This is a genomic window from Trichocoleus desertorum ATA4-8-CV12 (genome assembly GCA_019358975.1).
GTDB classification, from domain to species: Bacteria; Cyanobacteriota; Cyanobacteriia; order FACHB-46; family FACHB-46; genus Trichocoleus; species Trichocoleus desertorum_A.
In genome coordinates this window covers 1-19,536 of record JAHHIL010000020.1, presented here as the reverse complement: position 1 = coordinate 19,536, position 19,536 = coordinate 1, and the positions used below count along the sequence as shown (strand labels likewise).

16 protein-coding genes are annotated in these 19,536 nt (G+C 50.0%); 7 read left to right on the top strand and 9 right to left on the bottom strand.

Translation table 11 applies throughout. From position 1 onward, the window contains the following. Positions 1-8 precede the first annotated feature (8 nt). Positions 9-914 (bottom strand): DnaJ domain-containing protein, encoded by a 906-nt coding sequence (locus KME12_15295; GenBank protein MBW4489153.1) that lies wholly within the window; start codon positions 912-914, stop codon positions 9-11. 559 nt (positions 915-1,473) lie between these two features. Here KME12_15295 and KME12_15290 point away from each other — a divergent pair. Further along, entirely contained in the window at positions 1,474-1,887 is a 414-nt protein-coding gene (locus KME12_15290) for an NINE protein (protein ID MBW4489152.1), read from the top strand. A gap of 8 nt (positions 1,888-1,895) precedes the next feature. Beyond that, complete coding sequence (locus KME12_15285; protein ID MBW4489151.1) at positions 1,896-2,456, top strand: ComEA family DNA-binding protein; 561 nt, start codon at positions 1,896-1,898, stop codon at positions 2,454-2,456. A gap of 30 nt (positions 2,457-2,486) precedes the next feature. On the opposite strand, the gene lepB is transcribed toward KME12_15285, so the two are convergent. Beyond that, positions 2,487-3,059, bottom strand: coding sequence for a signal peptidase I (gene lepB, locus KME12_15280; protein MBW4489150.1), 573 nt, complete (start codon positions 3,057-3,059; stop codon positions 2,487-2,489). A 538-nt stretch (positions 3,060-3,597) separates the two neighbouring features. Here lepB and KME12_15275 point away from each other — a divergent pair. Then, entirely contained in the window at positions 3,598-5,370 is a 1,773-nt protein-coding gene (locus tag KME12_15275; protein MBW4489149.1) for a PAS domain-containing protein, read from the top strand. Here the strand turns inward: KME12_15275 and KME12_15270 are convergent. Together KME12_15270 and KME12_15265 are read right to left on the bottom strand one after the other, a co-directional pair. Further along, positions 5,348-7,117: a metallophosphoesterase gene (locus KME12_15270; protein ID MBW4489148.1), complete on the bottom strand. Its 1,770-nt coding sequence runs from the start codon at positions 7,115-7,117 to the stop codon at positions 5,348-5,350. The genes KME12_15275 and KME12_15270 overlap by 23 nt on opposite strands. Positions 7,118-7,256: 139 nt before the next feature. Then, positions 7,257-8,024, bottom strand: coding sequence for a DUF1350 family protein (locus KME12_15265; GenBank protein MBW4489147.1), 768 nt, complete (start codon positions 8,022-8,024; stop codon positions 7,257-7,259). 109 nt (positions 8,025-8,133) lie between these two features. Between KME12_15265 and KME12_15260 the strand changes: the two genes are divergently transcribed. Both KME12_15260 and KME12_15255 read left to right on the top strand, forming a co-directional pair. Next, positions 8,134-9,987, top strand: a complete 1,854-nt coding sequence (locus tag KME12_15260) for an EAL domain-containing protein (protein ID MBW4489146.1) — start codon at positions 8,134-8,136, stop codon at positions 9,985-9,987. A 150-nt stretch (positions 9,988-10,137) separates the two neighbouring features. After that, positions 10,138-10,719, top strand: coding sequence for a L,D-transpeptidase (locus KME12_15255; GenBank protein ID MBW4489145.1), 582 nt, complete (start codon positions 10,138-10,140; stop codon positions 10,717-10,719). Between the two features lie 25 nt (positions 10,720-10,744). Here the strand turns inward: KME12_15255 and KME12_15250 are convergent, their stop codons facing one another. Continuing rightward, a complete protein-coding gene (locus KME12_15250; GenBank protein ID MBW4489144.1) occupies positions 10,745-11,293 on the bottom strand; it encodes a late competence development ComFB family protein in 549 nt (182 codons plus the stop codon). A gap of 118 nt (positions 11,294-11,411) precedes the next feature. Beyond that, positions 11,412-12,305, bottom strand: coding sequence for a M23 family metallopeptidase (locus KME12_15245; GenBank protein ID MBW4489143.1), 894 nt, complete (start codon positions 12,303-12,305; stop codon positions 11,412-11,414). Positions 12,306-12,589: 284 nt separating this feature from the next. On the opposite strand from KME12_15245, the gene KME12_15240 reads away from it, so the two are divergent. Beyond that, positions 12,590-14,932, top strand: coding sequence for a cation:proton antiporter (locus KME12_15240; protein MBW4489142.1), 2,343 nt, complete (start codon positions 12,590-12,592; stop codon positions 14,930-14,932). Between the two features lie 46 nt (positions 14,933-14,978). Here the strand turns inward: KME12_15240 and KME12_15235 are convergent, their stop codons facing one another. Continuing rightward, positions 14,979-15,194 carry an RNA chaperone Hfq gene (locus KME12_15235; protein MBW4489141.1) on the bottom strand — a complete coding sequence of 72 codons (216 nt, stop codon included), beginning with the start codon at positions 15,192-15,194 and terminating at the stop codon, positions 14,979-14,981. A gap of 88 nt (positions 15,195-15,282) precedes the next feature. Between KME12_15235 and dapF the strand changes: the two genes are divergently transcribed. Further along, positions 15,283-16,149, top strand: coding sequence for a diaminopimelate epimerase (dapF, locus tag KME12_15230; GenBank protein ID MBW4489140.1), 867 nt, complete (start codon positions 15,283-15,285; stop codon positions 16,147-16,149). On the opposite strand, the gene KME12_15225 is transcribed toward dapF, so the two are convergent. Together KME12_15225 and KME12_15220 are read right to left on the bottom strand one after the other, a co-directional pair. Then, positions 16,141-19,035 carry a DUF1565 domain-containing protein gene (locus KME12_15225; protein MBW4489139.1) on the bottom strand — a complete coding sequence of 965 codons (2,895 nt, stop codon included), beginning with the start codon at positions 19,033-19,035 and terminating at the stop codon, positions 16,141-16,143. The genes dapF and KME12_15225 overlap by 9 nt on opposite strands. 396 nt (positions 19,036-19,431) lie before the next feature. Next, on the bottom strand, positions 19,432-19,536 hold a 105-nt coding region (locus tag KME12_15220), incomplete at its 5' end, for a transposase (GenBank protein MBW4489138.1).

Here is a 19,536-nt window from a genome sequence, read left to right as displayed (position 1 = left end):
TGGTTCGGTCAAGATTTTTTGGCTCCAAATAGGCCAAAGAGACCACTTTTTTTGGCAGTTTGAGTAGGCTGCACTTTATCTTCTAACTTGATATTGAGTTTAGCCGCATAGTGCAGCGCTAAAGGTTCTTGGGGATTGAGCTTGAGGGCTTGGCGAAAATGAACGGTAGCCATCCCTGGGAGATTCTGCTTGAGATAGGCAAGTGCTAGCAAAGCATGGTATTCGCCTTGATTGGGGTCAATTTTGATGGCATCTCGTAATTCCTGCACTGCCTGAGCCAAGTTTTCTTTCTTTAAATACTCTTTGGCCCGCTTGGCATGTAGATATGCATAGTCTGTTGCAGGGGCTTCTTGCTGGCTGGCTGGAGTAAACTCGATGGGTTGGGCAGATGTGCTGGAGACAAGCCCAGTGCGCTTCTCTCGCAGAATTACGTCATCCATTTTCAACTGCAAATACACTAGGTTGAGTTCCAGCAGTTGTTGGGTAACAGGGGCGAATTGATCCAAGGATTGATACTGGGCAGTTCCCAATTCTGCAACTGCCTGTTCATAAAACACCTCAGCATCTTTTAAGTTGAGCTGGCTGAGCTGTTGAGCTAGTTTGGTTTTAGGCGCGATCGCTCCTTCTCGCTTTAGACGACGCACCTGAAACCGTAGTAGCGCTAAAGATTCAGTGCGATCTTTTTCCTGCTTTAGTTTCTGATAAGCCGGATTGACCAAACGGGCAAAAACTTGGCTAGCTAACTGCTTGGTCTCACTTTCAGCAGGCCCAAAGCTATCAGGATGTAAAACTTTAGCAATATTGCGATAGCGCTTCAGGACTCGACTATCATCAGCTGCTACAGAAATCCCGATAATGGCGTAGGGATCGGAAAATTTCTGGAGCCAGTCTGCTGAAAAAGAAGTCTGTGGCATTGCTCAGCGGCCTTAAAAATTTTTCAATAATAAAATCAACGAGTCCCAGCAGATTAAAGGAACAGTTGCTACTTTTGAATCACCCGTTTCAGGCAATTTAGTCACTGGTTTCTGCTGGGTACCAGACTGCCAAGTTATTCTAAGTGTTATTGCTCAGAAGCTTTAGCAATGGCAGCAAAATCAAGGATAGGTAGATGTTAACTAGGGTGCTCGCCTTGGAGTGCATCTAAGGTTACGAGTTAACTAAGCTGAGAGCAGAGCTAGAGGCTACTCAGACCGCTGAGCTTGGTTGCTTGCAGCTTTTGCAACGATTTTCACAAGTTGGTTTCAGCACCCTTTGCTGATAAAACTCTTTTATTACTGTACTCTGTTTGCTAGAACTCGACATCAGGCACGTGGGTGATCCTTGGTAAGTGTCAGTAACTTAAATCACGGCTAATACACTCAGTGTTTAAGTCATGCTTTGCAAACTGAGATCTATTGCTAGTCAGACTGCTTCTGTTACCTTTAGATCCGTATGATCGACTGTGATGCATCTAGGGCAACCAGGAAGTGCAGTATGCTGACCAAGCCTAAAAATCGTCAAATAGCCGCAGCTCTAGCTTTTGCTGGGGTTATTGTACCGATCGCGGGACTACACAAGTTTTATCTAGGTCAATATCGTTGGGGTGTGCTATATCTACTGCTGTCTCTAGCCACACCTATTCCTAAAATTGCCAGTGCGATTGAGGGAGTTTGGTATTTGACTCAAGATGGGGAGCAGTTCGATCGCAAGTTTAATCATAGTTTGGGAAGTAGCGACGTAGAAGCTAGTCCCAGAGCCAACTACTCTCCGGGGCCAACAGTTGATCCGGCAAGAATTAGCGCGATCGCTACGGCAGTCCGCCAACTAGACCAACTGCGCCAAGATGGTTTGATTTCAGAGTATGAATTTGAGCAAAAGCGCCGACAGTTATTAGACAGCGTGACTTGAAACTTGAGATGGCATTTTTAGATTGGCTAACTTCTGTAGCTCGGACTCGTTCCCCGCTCGCGGCCTCCTCTACAACGCTGCGATCGCGATTGATCAACGATCCGTATTACCGTCTGCAATCGCTAGAAGAAGTGCAATTAGCTGTCTCTTTGGGAATTAAGATTGATGCCAATCAAGCCACTGTAGACGATTGGCTGCGTCTGCCAGGGATTTCGATTCATCAAGCGCGATCGCTGGCAGAGCTAACTCAATCAGGGGTGCAGTTTTGTTCTTTAGAGGATGTGGCCGCTGTTTTAGGGGTGTCTGTCTCCCGGCTCCAACCGTTTGCGCCGATTCTCAGGTTTTGTTATTACGATGCGGCCAGTTTGGTCACGGTTGAGCAGGTTAATCCCAATACAGCCTCTGTAGAAGCTTTGCTCAAGGTGCCACCGATTGATTTGTTTTTGGCGAGAGCGATCGTGCAAAATCGCTTAGTTGTCGGCCCCTATCGCAGCTTGGCAGATTTGCAGCGCCGACTTGCTCTTCCTAGCGCTGTAACTACTGACTTGATGCACTACCTGCGCTTCTAGTTGCGTTTCTAGTTGCGTTTCTGAGCAGCTCTAGAACTGTCCGATGCGGGGGGACGGCCAAAAGCGCCACCAAGCTCGACCAATAATATTCTGCTTGGGTAAGAAGCCCCAAATGTGGGAGTCGTTGCTGTTGTTGCGGTTGTCGCCCATCACAAAAAACTGCCCCTCCGGCACCTGCCTGGGTCCCCACTCGTAGGCTGGCGGCTCGGCAATATAAGATTCTGTCAGGGGTTGTTGATCTACATAAACCTTGCCTTCTCGCACCTGCACAGTTTGACCCGGTAAGCCAATGATGCGCTTGATAAAAGCTTGCTCTTTGCTATAACCCTGAGTTTGTAGTTGCAGTGGTGGATCGAAGACGACAATATCGCCTCTGTGTGGGGATTGCCAACGGTAAGATAGCTTTTCCACCACTAAGCGATCGCCGACGAGTAAGGTTGGCACCATTGAGTCGGATGGAATAAAGCGAGGCTCTGCCACAAAGGCGCGAATGAAGAGGGCCAGAGTTAAAGCGATCGCTAGAATCTGAAAATTTTCTCGTTGGGATTTCCAGAACCGGGACCACCAGGAAGAATCTGCCAAATCCTGTTTCTCAGATGTCATAGCAGTGATAAATAGAGTGAAACCATATCAAAAGCGGAACTCTGTCCAGTGGTCGGTGGCTCGATGGATGATCAAAAGCGATCGCTTAAGGCGATGCCTTCTGACGCTTGCCTGACACTTGCCTGACACTTGTAGGATCCGCCCTCAACTAATATACTCCGCTCCTTTAGTTTTTTCGTACCATGACTAGGCTGGTTCTAGGCCAGCCAAAAGCAGCGCCAATTAGATGGGCCAGCCAAAGAATTCTCTGCTAAAGAGTTAATATGACTGCTAATTCGGACTGTAAAAGTTGAGGTCTTAGTAATAAGAAATCTTTGGCTGAGCTAAAAAACATTGCGGTTAATTCAGTGTCATTACCGACCGATTGCTGAAAACTAATCCTGCCAATACCGAATAATTATCAGTTGGATTCTAGAGCAGATGGGGTATTACTGGATAGAAGCTTAAGAAAAGCTAGGAAGCGATCGTCTCAGCATTGAATTAGAGACTTTGACGATAGAGCACTACTAATTTTAATTATTGAGATTGAGGTAGATTCATGCCGGAATTCTTGAACATATTGTTAGATTCAAGTCAATTTATTCCGCATGGACATTGTTATCTTTGGCAACCTGGACTAGTTTGGCTACATATTGCTTCTAACTCAATCATTGCCCTAGCCTACTATTCGATCCCGTTGATGTTGGTCTACTTTGTCCACAAGCGGCGGGACATTCCTTTTAATGGGATTTTTATTTTATTTGGTATTTTTATTGTTGCTTGTGGTACCACCCACTTGATGGATATCTGGACGCTTTGGCACCCCCATTATTGGATATCGGGTTTGCTCAAAGCCATTACAGCAGCGGTTTCTTTCTACACTGCTCTGGAGCTAAGATCTCTGATTCCTCAAGCTTTGTCGTTACCCAGTTCAGCGCAACTCGAAGCCGCCAATCAAAAGCTGGAAGATGAGATTGTAGAACGCCAACGGATGGAAATCGCTTTGCGTGAGTCCCAACAAATGTTGAGGTTGGTGATCGACACAATTCCACAAGCGATTTTCTGGAAGAACCATAAGTCGGTTTACTTGGGCTGTAATCGTAGCTTTGCTCTGGATGCGGGTTTGGCGGCACCAGAGTCAATCGTGGGTCGCACAGATTATGAGTTAGCTTGGAAACCAGAGGAAGCCGAGTTTTTTCAAAGTTGCGATCGCCTGGTAATGGATACAGATCAGCCGGAAGCTCACATCATTGAGTCACAACTGCGAGCAGACGGTAAGCAAACTTGGTTAGATACGAGTAAAGTTCCTCTGCATAATGTTGAGGGTCAAGTCGTCGGCATTCTAGGGATATATGAAGATATTACGGAGCGACAACAGGCAGATGCCGTTCTACGTGAATCCGAAGAGTGCCTACGTCAACGCACCCAACAGCTAGAACAAACCCTCAAAGAACTACAAAAGACTCAATCCCAACTAATTCATACCGGAAAAATGTCTGCTTTAGGGCAGTTAGTGGCTGGTGTTGCTCATGAAATTAATAATCCAATTAACTTTATTTATGGCAACTTAAGTCATACCAACGAATATACTCAAGACTTACTACGTTTACTCGAACTGTATCGACAAAACTATCCCGCTCCTGCCACACCAATCCAAGTTAAAGGTGAAGAGATTGATCTTGAATTCTTAACTGAAGATTTACCTAAAATTTTGTCTTCTATGAAGGTAGGAGCGGAGCGTATCCGACAAATTGTTCTGTCTCTCCGCAACTTTTCTCGCTTAGAAGAAGCAGAGATGAAACCTGTGGATATTCATGAAGGTTTAGACAACACCTTACTGCTGCTACAACATCGACTGAAAGAACGAGTGGGGCGGTTTGGCGTTCAAGTGATTAGAGAATATGGCCAGTTACCAATGGTAGAGTGCTATGCAGGGCAGCTCAACCAAGTATTTATGAATCTTCTGGCTAATGCGATCGATGCCGTAGATGAGTTGCACCAAAGCGACACGGACCAATCGTATCAGTCAACCTTTATTCGCATTGAGACAGCAGTGATTGACTCCGATCGAGTCGTGATCCGGGTTGCTGATAACGGCATCGGCATAACAGAGTCCGTCCGACAAAAGTTATTTGACCCCTTCTTCACCACCAAACCTGTAGGCAAGGGCACTGGGCTGGGCTTATCAATCAGCTATCAAATTGTGGCTGAGAAGCATGGCGGTGAACTCACTTGTCACTCAGCCCCCGGACAAGGCACAGAATTTCGGATTGAAATTCCAGTTAAAGCTCAAAAACTAGCTCCATTGGCTAACTCTGCGTTGCTGGTTTAGCCAGTGAAGTTTGAAAGAGCTGAAACTGATCAAACTTAATTACAGCTGATTGCGGCTGGCGAGTATCGAAGTAATAACTACTAACCGTGCCATCGGCTGTGTTAAAGATGCTGAACGCGGTGAGATCATTGCTCGACAAATAAGGCAGCGATCGCCCGTTTTCATCTTTGAGGGGGGCAATTGTTGGAACCACAGGAGCTAAACCGTTAGGGTTGCCGATTGCGGTATAACTCGCTGAGTCAGAACTGGGAACTGCTCGCCTGGGCTGCTCTACATACGCGCCGTAGGAGTTGCCGACATTAGAAGTTTCGAGAAAATGCATGCCGCTGGGACTCACAAAGCGGTTCCACAGATGACAGTGACCGTAGAGCACTAACTGCACGCCTGCGGACTCTAGGAGTGGCATCACATCTCGGATCAAGTAGTCGTTCTCTGGCGGGTACTCATACCGCACCGCTTGGATGGTGCCATTCGGAGCGCGATCGCCCACAGTTACAGGGTCGGTGTAAGGGGGGACAATATTGCCACCTAAGGAATGAGGTGGATGGTGCAACATCACCACTTTGTACTGGGCTTGTTGAAACTCTGGGCTGTCTAGTTCCTGCTGCAACCACTGGTACTGGGTGCTTCCTTGAGCGATCGGCTCAAAAATGTGTTGCCCATAGCCCCAGGCATCTTGGTTGAGCTGAGATAACTCTTTAGCCTGCTGACTCCCCTGCGGTACTGGGTCACTATACTTGCCCCGAATTGTCGAGCCAGTTTCCGGGACCCGCCATACATTGGTGGCGTATAGCACCACTAAGCGGATGTCGCCAAACGTGACCGCGTAGTAAGTTTTGCCACCTGTCTCACTAGTGGGCAGCGTAAAGAGTTCTTCGTAGGTATCTGTGTTGAAGGATTGAGCTTTAATCCAAGCAGCGCGAGCTGTGGCATCATCTGCTGGTTGGCTGGATTGGGCCTGTTCTGCATAACGTGCTGAGGCGATCGCGTGAGGAATGGCATCCTCAACTTGGCTATTTAAGGAGTTCTCCATTGAGAAGCGTCCCATTACCTCATGATTGCCAATCGTGGTAAACAGAGGTGCATGCTGAATAATTTCGCCTCCTCGGTAAATGGTTTCCTGGCCTTGTTTCTCCAGTTTGTAGGCAGCTCGACCTTGCAGAGCTGGGAAGAAAGCTCCGCCGCGATTGTCATCAAACCACTCGGAGGCGCGATCGGGAATGTTAACCAGGTCTCCAGCCACAAACACCGCATCTACTGTGCCGACCGTCTCAACCACTTTTTGCAGGTTCGCTGATACTAAAGGCTTGAGCTGGTGGTCGGAGGTGAGCAGAATTTTGAGAGCAGCTTGCGGGGTAGGCTGAGCCGTCAAGCTAAAAACTCGGCTCGTAATCACTTGCCCATTTTCCTGCACACTCGTCACCTGGTAAGGCACCCGCAGTCCTGGCGTTAGACCGCTAACTTCTGCTTCATGCCGCCAAATCTGTCGCCGTTGGGGTTTGTCATCAATTAGAGTTTCAGCAATTGGAGAGCTAACCTGCGATTTTTGATCTTCACGGGTGCGACTGAGCTGGGTGCTGGTTGCGGTGGCGGTGTCACGATCCTTTTGAGCAGGTGTCGTTAATCCGGGGCCATAGGTGACAAAATGTCGAGAGCCAGGAAACTCGGTGAACCAGACCACTCGTACGGAAGTAGGGGTAGGCAGTTGCAAAAACGGATCAGTCAATAACCGAGGAGTCGCAGCCATAAACACAGAAGTGGAATTGAGGGCAGGTAGAAGCGTAGCTAGGATAGCGATCGCCAAGCCAAGGACTACGAGGGATAGCGACCCTCGATTCCAGCGTTGAAGCATACCTAATTTTCTCAATCGCCTATCCCCCGGTCTGTCAAAGTGACATAAATGGATCGAGCCAGAGCAAAATCGATTGCTTGAGTTGATTGAGTTCTCGATACACTTCTTGCTTCATCCATTGGGCGATCGCATCTAGCGGCGTAAAAACCGAGCCACTTTTCCAGGCGACATCTTGGCCCAGAGGAGTGGTATGGCTACCCGGTAGCTTTTGCAGCGTCACCATATCAGGAAAGCGCTCCTGCAAAACTTGACTCATGGTTATGGTTTGGTCCAGAGTATCGTTGGTAAATTTAATTAGCAAATTTCGCCGCACTTGATACCGCTCACCCACCAAAGCCATCGTTTCTAGAGGGGAGGGTGTGAACTCAACCGCAAAGCTAGGCGAAAGCTGATCCATCAAAGGAATGGCATCACGGGCCGCATAGTTATTGAAGGAAATTAAGATATTTCCCGCTCGCTCCACCGGAAACGAACTGCCAATGAGTAAATGCAGCTTACAACCCATACTGTGTCCCAAGCCATAGATTGGTAGGTAGCGCTTTTGCAGTAGTCCTCTAGTCTGGAGTTGTGCAAAGGCTCGCTCAAAATTCCGTAGTACCTGATGAGCGATCGCGCCATGATCCATCGTATTGACAAAAGGAGTAGCGATAATCACGTAACCTTGGCGGCTGAGATGTTCTAGCAACCAACGGTAAGTCACATGAGGAGCAGTGGCGACAAAGGCTCCTCCTAAGAAATGAATGATCGCGATCGGTCGCGGCGGAATTAAAACCCAATTACCCGAAACTTCCAGCCAGTCCATGTCCACAAAATGTAAACAATACGTTACCTTTCTGTCTTCATCCTAAACTTTGTTTTCCACTACCAGAAGGGAACTATGGATTTAGCTGGAGACCCATCCGAGAAAAGATATGGACGCCAAGCAGCGGGACATCCAAAGCCAGGAGCCAACCGAGCAGCCGCCAATTTTAGAAGAACGCTTACATTCAGAAGCGATCGCCCTCCAGCAGACTGAATGTCAGCAGTTGCAGACCCAGCTCAAAGACACCCAACAAGAACTGTCCAACATCAAGTTAGCGCTTGATGAAGCCGCTATTGTCGTCTTGACAGATACGATGGGTGTCATTCGGTATGTGAACGGCAAGTTCTGTCGGCTTTCGCAATATTCCCAGGAAGAACTGCTACAGCAAAATTATCGCATGATCAATTCTGGCTACCACCCGCCAGAGTTTTTTCAGGCTCTCTGGTCAACCATCAGCCAAGGCAAAGTTTGGCAAGGCGAAATTCGCAATAAAGCCAAAGATGGTTCCTACTATTGGGTAGACACCACTATCGTTTCTTACCTGGATGAGCAAGGGCAGCCCTTCCAATACTTAGCCATTCAGTTTGACATCACCGAGCGCAAACGGATTGAAGAGCGATTGCGGCACGATGCCTTCCATGACGTTCTTACGGGGCTACCCAACCGCGCCTTGTTTATGGCTCGCTTAGGTCGAGCGATGGAACAGGTGAAGCGGCGCTCTCTCTCATTTGCTCTGCTCTTTGTAGACCTAGATTACTTCAAAACCTTGAATGATACTTTGGGGCATTTAGTGGGTGATCAATTGCTAGTTGCGATCGCTCGCCGTTTAGAGTCTTGCTTGCGAATCGGTGACACCGTAGCCCGATTTGGCGGTGATGAATTTACCGTGCTGCTAGAAGACACTAAAGATGTTCAAGATGCAATCCGCGTCGCCGAAAGACTACAGCGAGAGTTACAACTGCCTTTTTACCTGAGTGGTCGCGAAATTTTGACTACGGCGAGTATTGGCATTGGCCTCAGCTCTCACGACCATCACCAACCTGAAGACATCCTGTGGGACGCTGATTTAGCGCTGTACCAAGCGAAAGCCGCAGGCCGCAACCGCTACGAAATTTTTGATGCTTCCATGCAGCGGGGTAATCTGGCTCACCTGCAACTGGAGCATGATTTACGTCGGGCGATCGCTAAAGCTCAAATGGATTCCCTAGAACCAGAATCCCAAGAACTATGGTTGCAGTACCAACCGATTGTGTCGCTCAAAACTAATCGGCTCATGGGTTTCGAAGCCTTAATTCGGTGGCAGCACCCAGAGCGGGGCTTAATCCCTCCTGCCGATTTTATTCCCTTGGCGGAAGAAACTGGCTTGATTATGCCGATTGGTCAGTGGGTTTTGCGACAAGCTTGCCATCAACTCTACACTTGGCAGCAACTGACGTCATTACCTTGGCCGCTCATGGTCAGCGTCAACCTTTCGAGCCGCCAATTTACTCAGCCAGATTTAGTCAATCAAGTCAGCCAGATTCTGCAAGAAACCCATTTAAATCCCCGTTACCTGAAACTAGAAATTACTGAAAGTGTGGTCATGGAAAATGCTGAGGTGGCTACAACGATGCTACAGCAGCTAAAAAGTTTAGGCATTCAACTCGCAATTGATGATTTTGGCACTGGCTATTCTTCGCTGAGCTATTTGTACCGCTTTCCGATTGATACGTTGAAGATTGACCGCTCCTTTATCAACCGTATCGATATTGATGGTGAGCACCTAGAAATTGTCCGTACCATCGTTACCTTGGCCTGGAATTTAGGGATGGATGTGATTGCGGAAGGTGTGGAAACAGCCAAACAATTAGCTCAACTTAAAGCCTTGAAGTGTGAGTATGCCCAAGGCTATTTCTTTGCCAGACCTCTAAATTGTGAAGCTGCAACCGCTTTGATTGCGACTGGAATCATCGCAGTCAATTAACGCTAAATCAATGCCAATTCTGGCAAGCCCCTGGGCTAACCTTGACAAGGTGATGGGTAAAAACCACCTGGATGATAGATACAGTCTTTTAGGCTGTGGAGAATAAATGTAAGAGTAGGGCTTTTAGCGCAGGGATGAAGCGACGTAGTTATGGTTAGAAATGAATCCATTACCCGTAGTTTCATGCTGCTGTGCTTGGGAGCAGCTTTTTTAACGTTGGTAGTGCGATCGCAAACTAAGGCCGCTTCTGTCACACCACAGCAACCTGCCATTAGGCTACCGCTTCAGCCCGTTAAGAGTGCTTCTGCATCCGCGAAGCCCAAACCGATGACGCCAGCCCAAGCTCAAACTCGCCTCGTCGTAGACTTGAGCGATCGCAAAGTTTCTATTTACCGCAGCCAAAAGTTGCAAGTGAGTTACCCAGTTGCAATTGGTCAATCAGGCTGGGAAACACCCACAGGCACTTTTGAAATTACCCAGATGCAAACTAATCCAGTTTGGCAGCACCCAATTACCGATCAGCTCATCACCGCCGGGCCTGATAGCCCTTTGGGACTGCGCTGGATCGGTTTTTGGTCTGATGGCTACAACCAAATTGGCTTCCACGGTACGAATCAGGAAGAGTTAATTGGTCAGGCGGTCTCTCACGGCTGTGTGCGCATGCGGAATCAAGATATTGTGGCGCTCTACCAACAAGTTGCAGAAGGAACGCCAGTCATAGTGAAGCTTTAAGCCTAGTGCAGCCTTAAGGTAGACCTTAACTATCCGAAGGATGGGGCTCAAACTTGGGTGCGTAAACCTGTAGTAGCGTGCTGACTTGGGTTAACACTTCATCGCCAGAGTTTTTACCGATCGCTTGTCGTTCAGGGAAGAATTCTGGTCGGTCTAGGTTTCGGGCGATCGCTTCACTCACCTGTTGCGCAATCAAACCATGCAGTTCTTCTTTGGCTCGACTCCGTTGATAGTTGGCTCCTTCTTCGGTGGTGGCGTAAAGGGGTGGTAGGCGGTTTAAGGCGTAGGCGGCAATATCACCCAAATCTAGCGTGCAATCACTGGTCGCTTCAATTTCGGCGACCCGAGCGATCGCTTCCGTCAGCACCAACTCTTCCATCACGTTAATGAACTGCTTTCGGGGTACAGCCACAACTTCACCCGTGAGTAACGCCCCCATTAAGCGATCGAGGGCCATATATTCCTCAATCGATAACTCGGAAGCCGTGTCACAGATGCGCCCCACCTCAGCTTCCATGGCTGGTGTGAGGTAACCGTCCTGCAAGGCCTGCTCTACAATTTTCTCAATACTCATACGCCTCTTTGTTCCCCGCCACCATTTTATAAATGGGCAACCTTGCTGCAAGCATCTTGCTTTAGTTTGCCCCAGAATCGTACTGTTAGACGAAATTTACCGAAACTCTTCCCTAAGATTATTCCAGTCCTTGATAACGCCAAGGTACTGGGTCCACAGCCTTTCCTTGCACATACAAGCCCCAGTGCAAATGTGGCCCGGTTGAAGCTCCACTAGAACCAACTGCCCCAATTACTTGTCCTGCCCGGACCATATCACCCTCTTTCACGTTAATGCGGCTGAGGTGTAAGTAAATCGTTTGTACTCCTTGGCCGTGGTCTAGTCCTACCACATTGCCATTAATCTTAAACCCTTGAGACTCACGACCTACCAGAGCCACTCGTCCCGCTGCTGCTGCAACGACAGGAGAACCTGTTGTGCCCGCATAATCTACCCCTGAATGGTAATAATCGTTGGCAAATACTCCGTTGTAGTAGCGCCGAATGCCGTAAATGGTCGTAATTTCTCCTTGATTAGGCCGCAAAAAAGGGCCGTTCCAGAATTTCTGGGGTGTGACTAATTGCTTAAAGGCATCCACTCGATTAAATTCGGCATCGCTAATGTCCTCGTCTTTACCGGGTGGTAACCAGATTCTTTGAGTGGGGAAAGCGCGATCGCGCAACCGGACAGCCAAATTTTTCACCTGCCCCTCTCCTGCAACCTGAATGTTTAGGGTGCCAGATTTGTTCAGTGGAGTCGTTGGCAATAAAGCCCGAAATCGATTGGGGCCGATCAAGTAAGTGTCAAAGGTTTGGTTCCCTAAAGTCACTCTAGGGCTGCTACTCACAGCAGGATTATCTTGCCGCACTACCACAGAAATTGTGTCGCCTAGCTGCGGTGATGTAGGTGTAATTTGTACTTGTAGAGCTTGCGCTGGAGTAATCGAGGCGATCGCTCCAGTTGCCACACCGAGCGGTGCTAGTACGAGCTTAAGTAACCAATTGCCAAAGCAGCGGGAGGGAGAGGAAGCGATCACGATCTCAAGATGTCCTTCACGACGACTGTCAGACTTAGACTCATCATCTCTTGTATCTGTTTCCAAGTCTGCCCAGCCATTTCGGGAAAAATTTTAGAGGAGTAACTTCCTCAGCGTCAATCACTCTCAGGTTCATGTGGAAGAAGGTTGGTGGAAGTAAATTAACAGTGCGATCGCGGCGCTTTCCTAGCCCAACTTAAGCTGTACTCTCCCCAGAGTCGTAAAAACCTCTTATTCTGAAGTTTGTATACCTTAATATTTCTCTCATTATTTAAAAACCTGTGCAAGAAGACTTTAGGCTGATCGTCGATCTGGTAACTGTTTTGGCTGCGGCTGCCTCAGGAGGGCTGATTGCCGCTTTACTCCGGCAGCCTCCATTGCTGGGCTACCTAATGGGTGGAGTGATCATCGGGCCCGCAGGTTTAGGACTGATTAAGGAACTCGTACAAGTGGAAACTTTGGCCCAGTTTGGGGTGGCCTTTTTACTATTTGCCCTAGGGGTCGAGTTCTCATTTTCTGAGCTAAAGAAAGTCCAAGCGATCAGTTTGGGCGGTGGCGGGTTGCAAATTGCCCTGACGATTTTGGTGACAGCGATCGCCTCGGTCACGATGGGTTGGGTGACTTCCCCCGCTCAAGGCGTCTTCTTGGGAGCCATCCTGTCTTTGTCGTCTACGGCGGTGGTGCTCAAGTGTTTGATGGAGCGCAACGAAACTGAAACCCCTCATGGCAAAGTAATGCTGGGGATTTTGGTGGTTCAGGACTTAGCACTAGGTTTGATGCTAGCCGTGTTACCTGCTCTCGATCAGCCTGCCGAAGCGATCGGAATTGCCGTCGGCTGGGCCTTACTACGAATTGGTTTATTTGCGGCAGGAGCAGTGGCGGTTGGTATCTGGATTATTCCGCCTCTATTGCGGTTGCTAGCCCGCACCGAGAGCCGTGAGTTGTTCTTGCTGGGTGTGGTGGCACTTTGCTTAGGAATTGCCCTGCTGACGGAGCATTTGGGGCTTTCGATTGAAATGGGAGCCTTTGTAGCGGGGCTGATGATTTCGGAGGTGGAGTACGCTGACCAGACGCTGACCTATGTAGAACCGCTGCGCGATATTTTTGCTAGCTTGTTTTTTGCCGCGATCGGCATGCTAATCGACCCCGTGTTTCTTTGGAACAATTGGGAACTGATTCTGGGCTTGGTCGCATTGGTTTTGGTCGGTAAGTTCCTGATCATCACGCCCTTAGTGACTCTATTTCGCTACCCACTGAAGACAGCCTTGATTGCTGGGTTTGGCTTGGCGCAAATTGGCGAGTTTTCTTTCGTACTGGCGAGTGAAGGGCAAGCCTTGGGGCTAGTGTCTCGGCGCGTTTACTTGCTGATTCTGGGGACTACAGCAGTCACCCTGGTAGTGACTCCCTTCTTATTGCGGTTGGTACCGCAATTATTTATTTGGGCTGAATCTTGGCCTTGGCTCAAGCGATATCTCGATCGCACTGATTTACCATTAGCTGCTTCCGAAGAGGTGCCTCTGCAAAATCATGTGGTGGTCTGTGGCTATGGCCGAGTGGGACGCAACATTGTGAAGCTGTTGCAGGAGCACCAATATCCAGTGCTGGTGATTGAGCAGTCGGAGCAAAGAATCCAGCAACTCCGAGACGCTGATATTCCCTATGTCTATGGCAATGCGGGCAGTTTGCATGTGCTGGAAAAGGCAGGCGTGGATAAAGCGCAGGGCATGGCGATCGCGCTACCCGACCCCATGAGTACTCGGTTATCCCTCAAACGCTCTCTAGAAATTGCGCCCGATTTGGATGTGGTGGTGCGAGCAAATAAAGATAAAGATATTGAATTGCTCTACCAACTGGGTGCCCGTGAAGTCGTGCAACCAGAATTTGAAGCCAGCCTAGAACTCTCGACTCACTTGCTCACGAGTATGGGCGCTCCTCTCTCTAGCATTCAGTTGGAGGTGCAGCAAATTCGGAACAGCCATTACTATGAACTGCGCCCGGAGCAGACAGCCAACCAAATTGCGCGGGAACTGCGAGTGGCCGCTCAGGATATGAACAGCAAGTGGTATGGCTTGCCAGAACATTCCCCACTGCTGGGAATGACCTTGGAAGAAACAGATTTGCGCCGCCTTACAGGTGTCAGTTTGATGGCAATTCGCCGCGCAGGTGGCAACGAAGTGGATTATCCAGACGCGCAGACAATTCTAGAGCAGGGCGATCGCCTCTTAATTGTGGGACAACCCGACGAGGTGGCCGCGTTTGATGAACTGGCTAGGGGAGAAGCGGCAGTTCCTAAAGAAAGTTCTTCTTGCCAATGGCTAATGGTGCCCGTAGACAGTCCGGTGGCAGGTCAAACATTAGCTGAACTAGATTTGCGGCGGCAGTACGATGTGCAGGTGCAAGCCATCCGCCGCGAAGGTAGATTTATCCGCTTTCCCAACGGTGACACTGATGTATTGGGGGGCGATCGCCTGCTGTTGTGCGGCAACCGAGAAACACTCGTGCAGGTACGCCAGTGGATCGCACCACCTTTACAACTACCGCTGCTTCAAATTCCTGTGATCAAAGTGAATGCTAGCGAAACCTTACAGGAGTTCCTGCCACCCGATAGTCTCCGTGAGCTTTAGCATGGGGAGCAGTAACAGGATGCTTCCCGCCAAGAGTTCGAGTTAATTACATTTTGGGTTTGATGAATGCGATCGCTTGCCGCCAAATAATCGTGGGCTGATCGTACTGATCGCTCAAGCAAAAGCAGTGTTGATCTTGCCAACGAATTTTGCCTGTGAGCAAATCCCCGGTTAGCAGCTTTAGCTCTACTTCTTTACCGTCTCGAATGAAGTTTTGGAATTGGCGAATGCTCGGCAGTCCTGTTTCTAGTTCACTGCTCATAACTTCAGATCCTTTGCTGTGGGAAAATTGCTAAACATTAGATTGCCCAGTTCAGCTTACAGTGCTTGCGACCTTGAAGGAGGAGTTTATGGGAATTGAGTTCACCAAGTATCACGGTTTAGGCAACGATTTTATCTTGATTGATAATCGTGCTTCGGCAGAACCTCGCCTAACGCCAGAACAAGCCGTGAAATGGTGCGATCGCCACTTTGGAATTGGGGCTGATGGGGTGATTTTTGCTTTGCCTGGTCAGGATGGTCACGACTACACAATGCGGATTTTTAATTCGGATGGTTCTGAGCCAGAAATGTGTGGCAATGGTATTCGTTGCTTGGCCAAGTTCTTAGTAGATTTGGAAGCGGCTGATGCCAACGTGAGTTCAGCCTCTTTATTGCCTCGATCCTACAAAATTCACACCCTAGCAGGCGTGATGACGCCCAAAATTGAGGCGAGCGGCCAAGTAACAGTCGATATGGGTCAACCCCGGTTATTGGCGGCAGAAATCCCAACTACCTTGACAACGGCAGACCAAAAAGTGATTGCTCAACCGCTAGAAGTGGCGGGCCAAACTTGGGATGTGACTTGCGTCAGTATGGGCAATCCGCACTGCATCACGTTTGTCGAAAATGTAGCTGCGATCGCCCTGGAAACCATCGGCCCCAAATTCGAGCATCATGCTGTCTTTCCGCAACGCATCAATACTGAATTTATTGAAGTGGTACGACCCGACTACTTAAAGATGCGAGTTTGGGAGCGTGGTGCGGGGATCACATTGGCTTGCGGGACGGGTGCTTGTGCAGTGCTGGTTGCAGGAGTGCTGAACGGCAAATGCGATCGCCGCGCCACGATTGAGCTTCCCGGTGGCCCTCTACAAATAGAGTGGTCAGAGCTAGATCAACGGGTTTATATGACGGGGCCTGCTGAGCAGGTGTTTGCAGGCCAAGCCTTAATTTAGGGGTTCGATCGCAGCCTTTAATCCTTGACTGGATAAGGTTTGCATCATTTTGCTTGCGTTGTCGCGGTTACTGAAGGAGCCAACCTGCATCACCATGCGACCATTTGATAGCGTGCGGAAAGCGCTGGGAGCGATCGCGGCAACTTCTGCTTGCTCACCTTCGCTCTCAACCTGTACTATCACTCGGTAGCGTGACCCTAAAGCCGCAGTTTGATTAGGTGAGGGAAGGCTATTGGTGCGATCGAGGGGATTACGCGCCACCAACACGCTGGGCAAATCTCCTCCCCCGTAACCGACTGGAATGTCTGGCCCTGGTACTGGCAAGACCTCACCACTAGCAGAAGGACTACTGGTTTGAGGGATAGCCGCGATCGCTGGTGCTGAAGTATCGACTGGAGACCCCGTTGGAACAACCACACTAGTTTCAGGCGCAGGCACTGGAATCTCGATACTGGTTGGCTGGGCAGTAGGTGCGACAGTGGGTGCGACAACAGCGGCAGTTGCTTGGGCTGGAACAGTTTTGGGCGGCAAGCTGGGCAGTTGCAGACTACGGCTAGGCCGAGCCGCCACTCTAGCAGGTGGCGTAGTACGCGTTGTCTCTGGCGGTGGCACCGGAATCGCGATCGCTGTGGCCCCAGATTTGGGGATGGGTGGCAACATGATCTGCTGAGCGGGTTGCCCCCGTTTTGAGCTAGTAGAGCGGGGGGCAACACTGGCGGCTGGCTGGGCAGAGGGTCGCGTCCGGAACGAGTAGGCGGAGATGGGCTGCGATCGCAATGCCGATGAGGGCTGCCTTGTTGCCTGCGGTGAGGGTGTTTGGGCCTTCTTGCTAGGTTGCTTCAATTCTGTAGGCACTGGAAAGGCTGCGGCAGTCAGGCTACTGGTAGCGGCTGGTGGTGTAGGGGAGGCAGTAGCGATCGCAGTGGCTGCTGGTATTTTAGGTGGAGCTGTGGCGATCGCCGAAACTGTTTCGGGTGGTGGCACCTCAATGGCGATGGCGTTGCTGGTGGCAGGTTTCTGAGCTGGCTGTACCACCGGAGTAACGACTTCTGGACGGGGCACCTCAATCGGAGTGGCGGCTAGCTGAGGGGTAGCAACTTCTGGCGGCGGCACGTCAATTGGGATGGCAGCAGGCTCAGGGGTGACAAGCTGAATCGTGGCGGCTGGGCTTGGGTTAGCGGCTACCACTGCCGGAGGAGAGAAAGGAGTTGCGATAGCAGTGCTAGTTGTAGGAGTGGTTGGCTGCTCTGACACCGCTGGCACACTTGGAACTGGACCTGGAGTTGGTGCTGGAGCCGCAGGAGTTATTTGGACTGGAACCTGGACTGGAACTTGGATTGAAACCTGTCTTCTGGGTACTGGGACTGCGGGTGCCTGGACTGTGGTTACCTGGACTGCGGGTGCCTGGACTGTGGCTGCCTGGATTGTGGTTACTGGGACGGCTGAAGTGGCGACTGGTGCGGTAGCAGTTGCTGGTTTGGCAGAAACGGTTGGCTCCGCTGGCGGTGCAGCTTTAGGGACTATTCCTAGCGCTGGAAAGTCGGGTCTGACAGTTGGTAAGGCTGGGGTCGTCGGAGCCGTAGCGATCGCCTGAGTTGTCGAGATCGGTTGAAAAGGCTGAACCCGCACTTCCAAGGGTCTGATTGTTTTGGTTTGCTGAGGTCTCTGCACTTCCAGCGGTCTGATTGTCCGGGTTTGCTCAGAACGGGTTTGCTCAAAATAGGCTTGCTCAGAACCAGTGGCTGAGTTGGTAGCCATGCTAGCAGGAGAAGGCGAGGGGGCAACGCTGACAGCATTGGCTGAACCCGCTAAATCGATGCGTCCGCTGATCCGATCGCTGCCTATTTCATTGCCAAAAGCGGAAATCGCTTGACTAGAAGCACTGCTGTTAATGCCAAAGCGACCGTTGTTGCTGAAGATATTAGCGCCGGGGTCGTTAGCACTGCCGAGATCAGGACGAGCTTGCGCGATCGCCACTACACCATCCCGCAGGTTTTGCTCGATCAGATTACCCCGGATAATCGGCTGGGCGTTGGCTTGAGCCACAATGCCGTCTTGGTTTTGTACAATCCGGTTGCCAATAATCGTCGGCGCGGCATCCTGAGCAATGTTAATGCCAAAGCCAGTTTTAATGAATAAATTCTCGCGCACCTCTGGCTTGGAGTTGCCGTAAATCGTGATGCCATTAGCTCCGTTGGCATAGAAATAGTTGCCCCGCACCACAGGTGCACTACTCCCCACTACAGAGATGCCATCATGCCTGTTACCCGTAAAGGTATTTTCCAAAATCACAGGGCTGGCTGATTCAATCCAGAGACCATACCCACGCGGATTTGGATTTGTGACCGTAACGCCTGCTAACCCTGCCTGATGGACTCCCAGAATTGTGATGTTTTGGCTGGCGAAGGTGGGGCTGAGATAAGGAGCACCGCCCTGAATCACAATATCTTTACCGCGATTGCGAGTATCCCCTTGAATCGTGACTCCGGGTTTCAGCTTCAGCGGAAAGACCTCGCCAGTTTCGGCGCTGTAGGTGCCCTGAATCAACACAATCACCGTGTTGGGCTGGGCTGCTTTGAGAGCTTGCGTAATGGTTTTGAAGGGAGCCCGCTCACCGCCATTGCCCACTGCGTCATCGCCTGCGACTGGATTAACGTAGAGCAAGTTTAGGCTAGACATGGCCCTAGCTCTAGCGGGCACCTGGGCTAGCTGCATTGACCCATCAGACCCATCAAACTGAGCGATCGCGGGCTCTGTGGACCAACCTGCCCAAGCCGCAATGGTCAGACCTACGCCCATCAAGCTGTGGGAAAAACGGTTACTTGCATACCAGCCAACACGAGCGCTGGGGGGCTGTATCAAGGATTGATAGTTGTCGGGGGTCATACTCACAAATCTCCTCTTGACCACACTGGGTGAAAGGCAGTAGTTGAATTTAGCGATCGCTGGCGCTCCACACAGCCCACCAATCAGCGATAAAAAACAAGCGATAAAAACGGGAGCTATCTTACCCTAGATACCCGCTAAAAATAACCGCCTCTTGCCCCATCTGCAAAGTTCGACTGAGAAACTTAAGAATATTTAAAGTAAACTACCGTTGAATGGCAAAATTTGTATTGCCCCTACCCCCACGTGTGCCTTGTGGTTAAGTTTTCATCTCAGCTAGCATACGGCTTCTCGGTGCGAGAAACTTTTTATTTAGCTAGGGACGGAAGCCCCGCGTTCTACCCGCCAGTGTGAACGTCGGGATAGGGAGTCCGGTGATGGAGTGAAACGGAATCGCTAATCAGGAGTATTTTGCCCCTGTACATACTGCTTCAATTGGGAAACTGTTACTCCACCACAGCTAGCAATGAAGTAGGCTTCATTCCACAACACAGACTTTTT

Excerpts from the sequence above, each read along its gene's own strand:
- KME12_15295 (MBW4489153.1), bottom strand. The coding sequence starts at position 914 with ATGCCACAGACTTCTTTTTCAGCAGACTGGCTCCAGAAATTTTCCGAT.
- KME12_15290 (MBW4489152.1), top strand. The coding sequence starts at position 1,474 with ATGCTGACCAAGCCTAAAAATCGTCAAATAGCCGCAGCTCTAGCTTTT.
- KME12_15285 (MBW4489151.1), top strand. The coding sequence starts at position 1,896 with ATGGCATTTTTAGATTGGCTAACTTCTGTAGCTCGGACTCGTTCCCCG.
- lepB (MBW4489150.1), bottom strand. The coding sequence starts at position 3,059 with ATGACATCTGAGAAACAGGATTTGGCAGATTCTTCCTGGTGGTCCCGG.
- KME12_15275 (MBW4489149.1), top strand. The coding sequence starts at position 3,598 with ATGCCGGAATTCTTGAACATATTGTTAGATTCAAGTCAATTTATTCCG.
- KME12_15270 (MBW4489148.1), bottom strand. The coding sequence starts at position 7,117 with ATGGCTGCGACTCCTCGGTTATTGACTGATCCGTTTTTGCAACTGCCT.
- KME12_15265 (MBW4489147.1), bottom strand. The coding sequence starts at position 8,024 with ATGGACTGGCTGGAAGTTTCGGGTAATTGGGTTTTAATTCCGCCGCGA.
- KME12_15260 (MBW4489146.1), top strand. The coding sequence starts at position 8,134 with ATGGACGCCAAGCAGCGGGACATCCAAAGCCAGGAGCCAACCGAGCAG.
- KME12_15255 (MBW4489145.1), top strand. The coding sequence starts at position 10,138 with ATGGTTAGAAATGAATCCATTACCCGTAGTTTCATGCTGCTGTGCTTG.
- KME12_15250 (MBW4489144.1), bottom strand. The coding sequence starts at position 11,293 with ATGAGTATTGAGAAAATTGTAGAGCAGGCCTTGCAGGACGGTTACCTC.
- KME12_15235 (MBW4489141.1), bottom strand. The coding sequence starts at position 15,194 with ATGAGCAGTGAACTAGAAACAGGACTGCCGAGCATTCGCCAATTCCAA.
- dapF (MBW4489140.1), top strand. The coding sequence starts at position 15,283 with ATGGGAATTGAGTTCACCAAGTATCACGGTTTAGGCAACGATTTTATC.
- KME12_15225 (MBW4489139.1), bottom strand. The coding sequence starts at position 19,035 with ATGACCCCCGACAACTATCAATCCTTGATACAGCCCCCCAGCGCTCGT.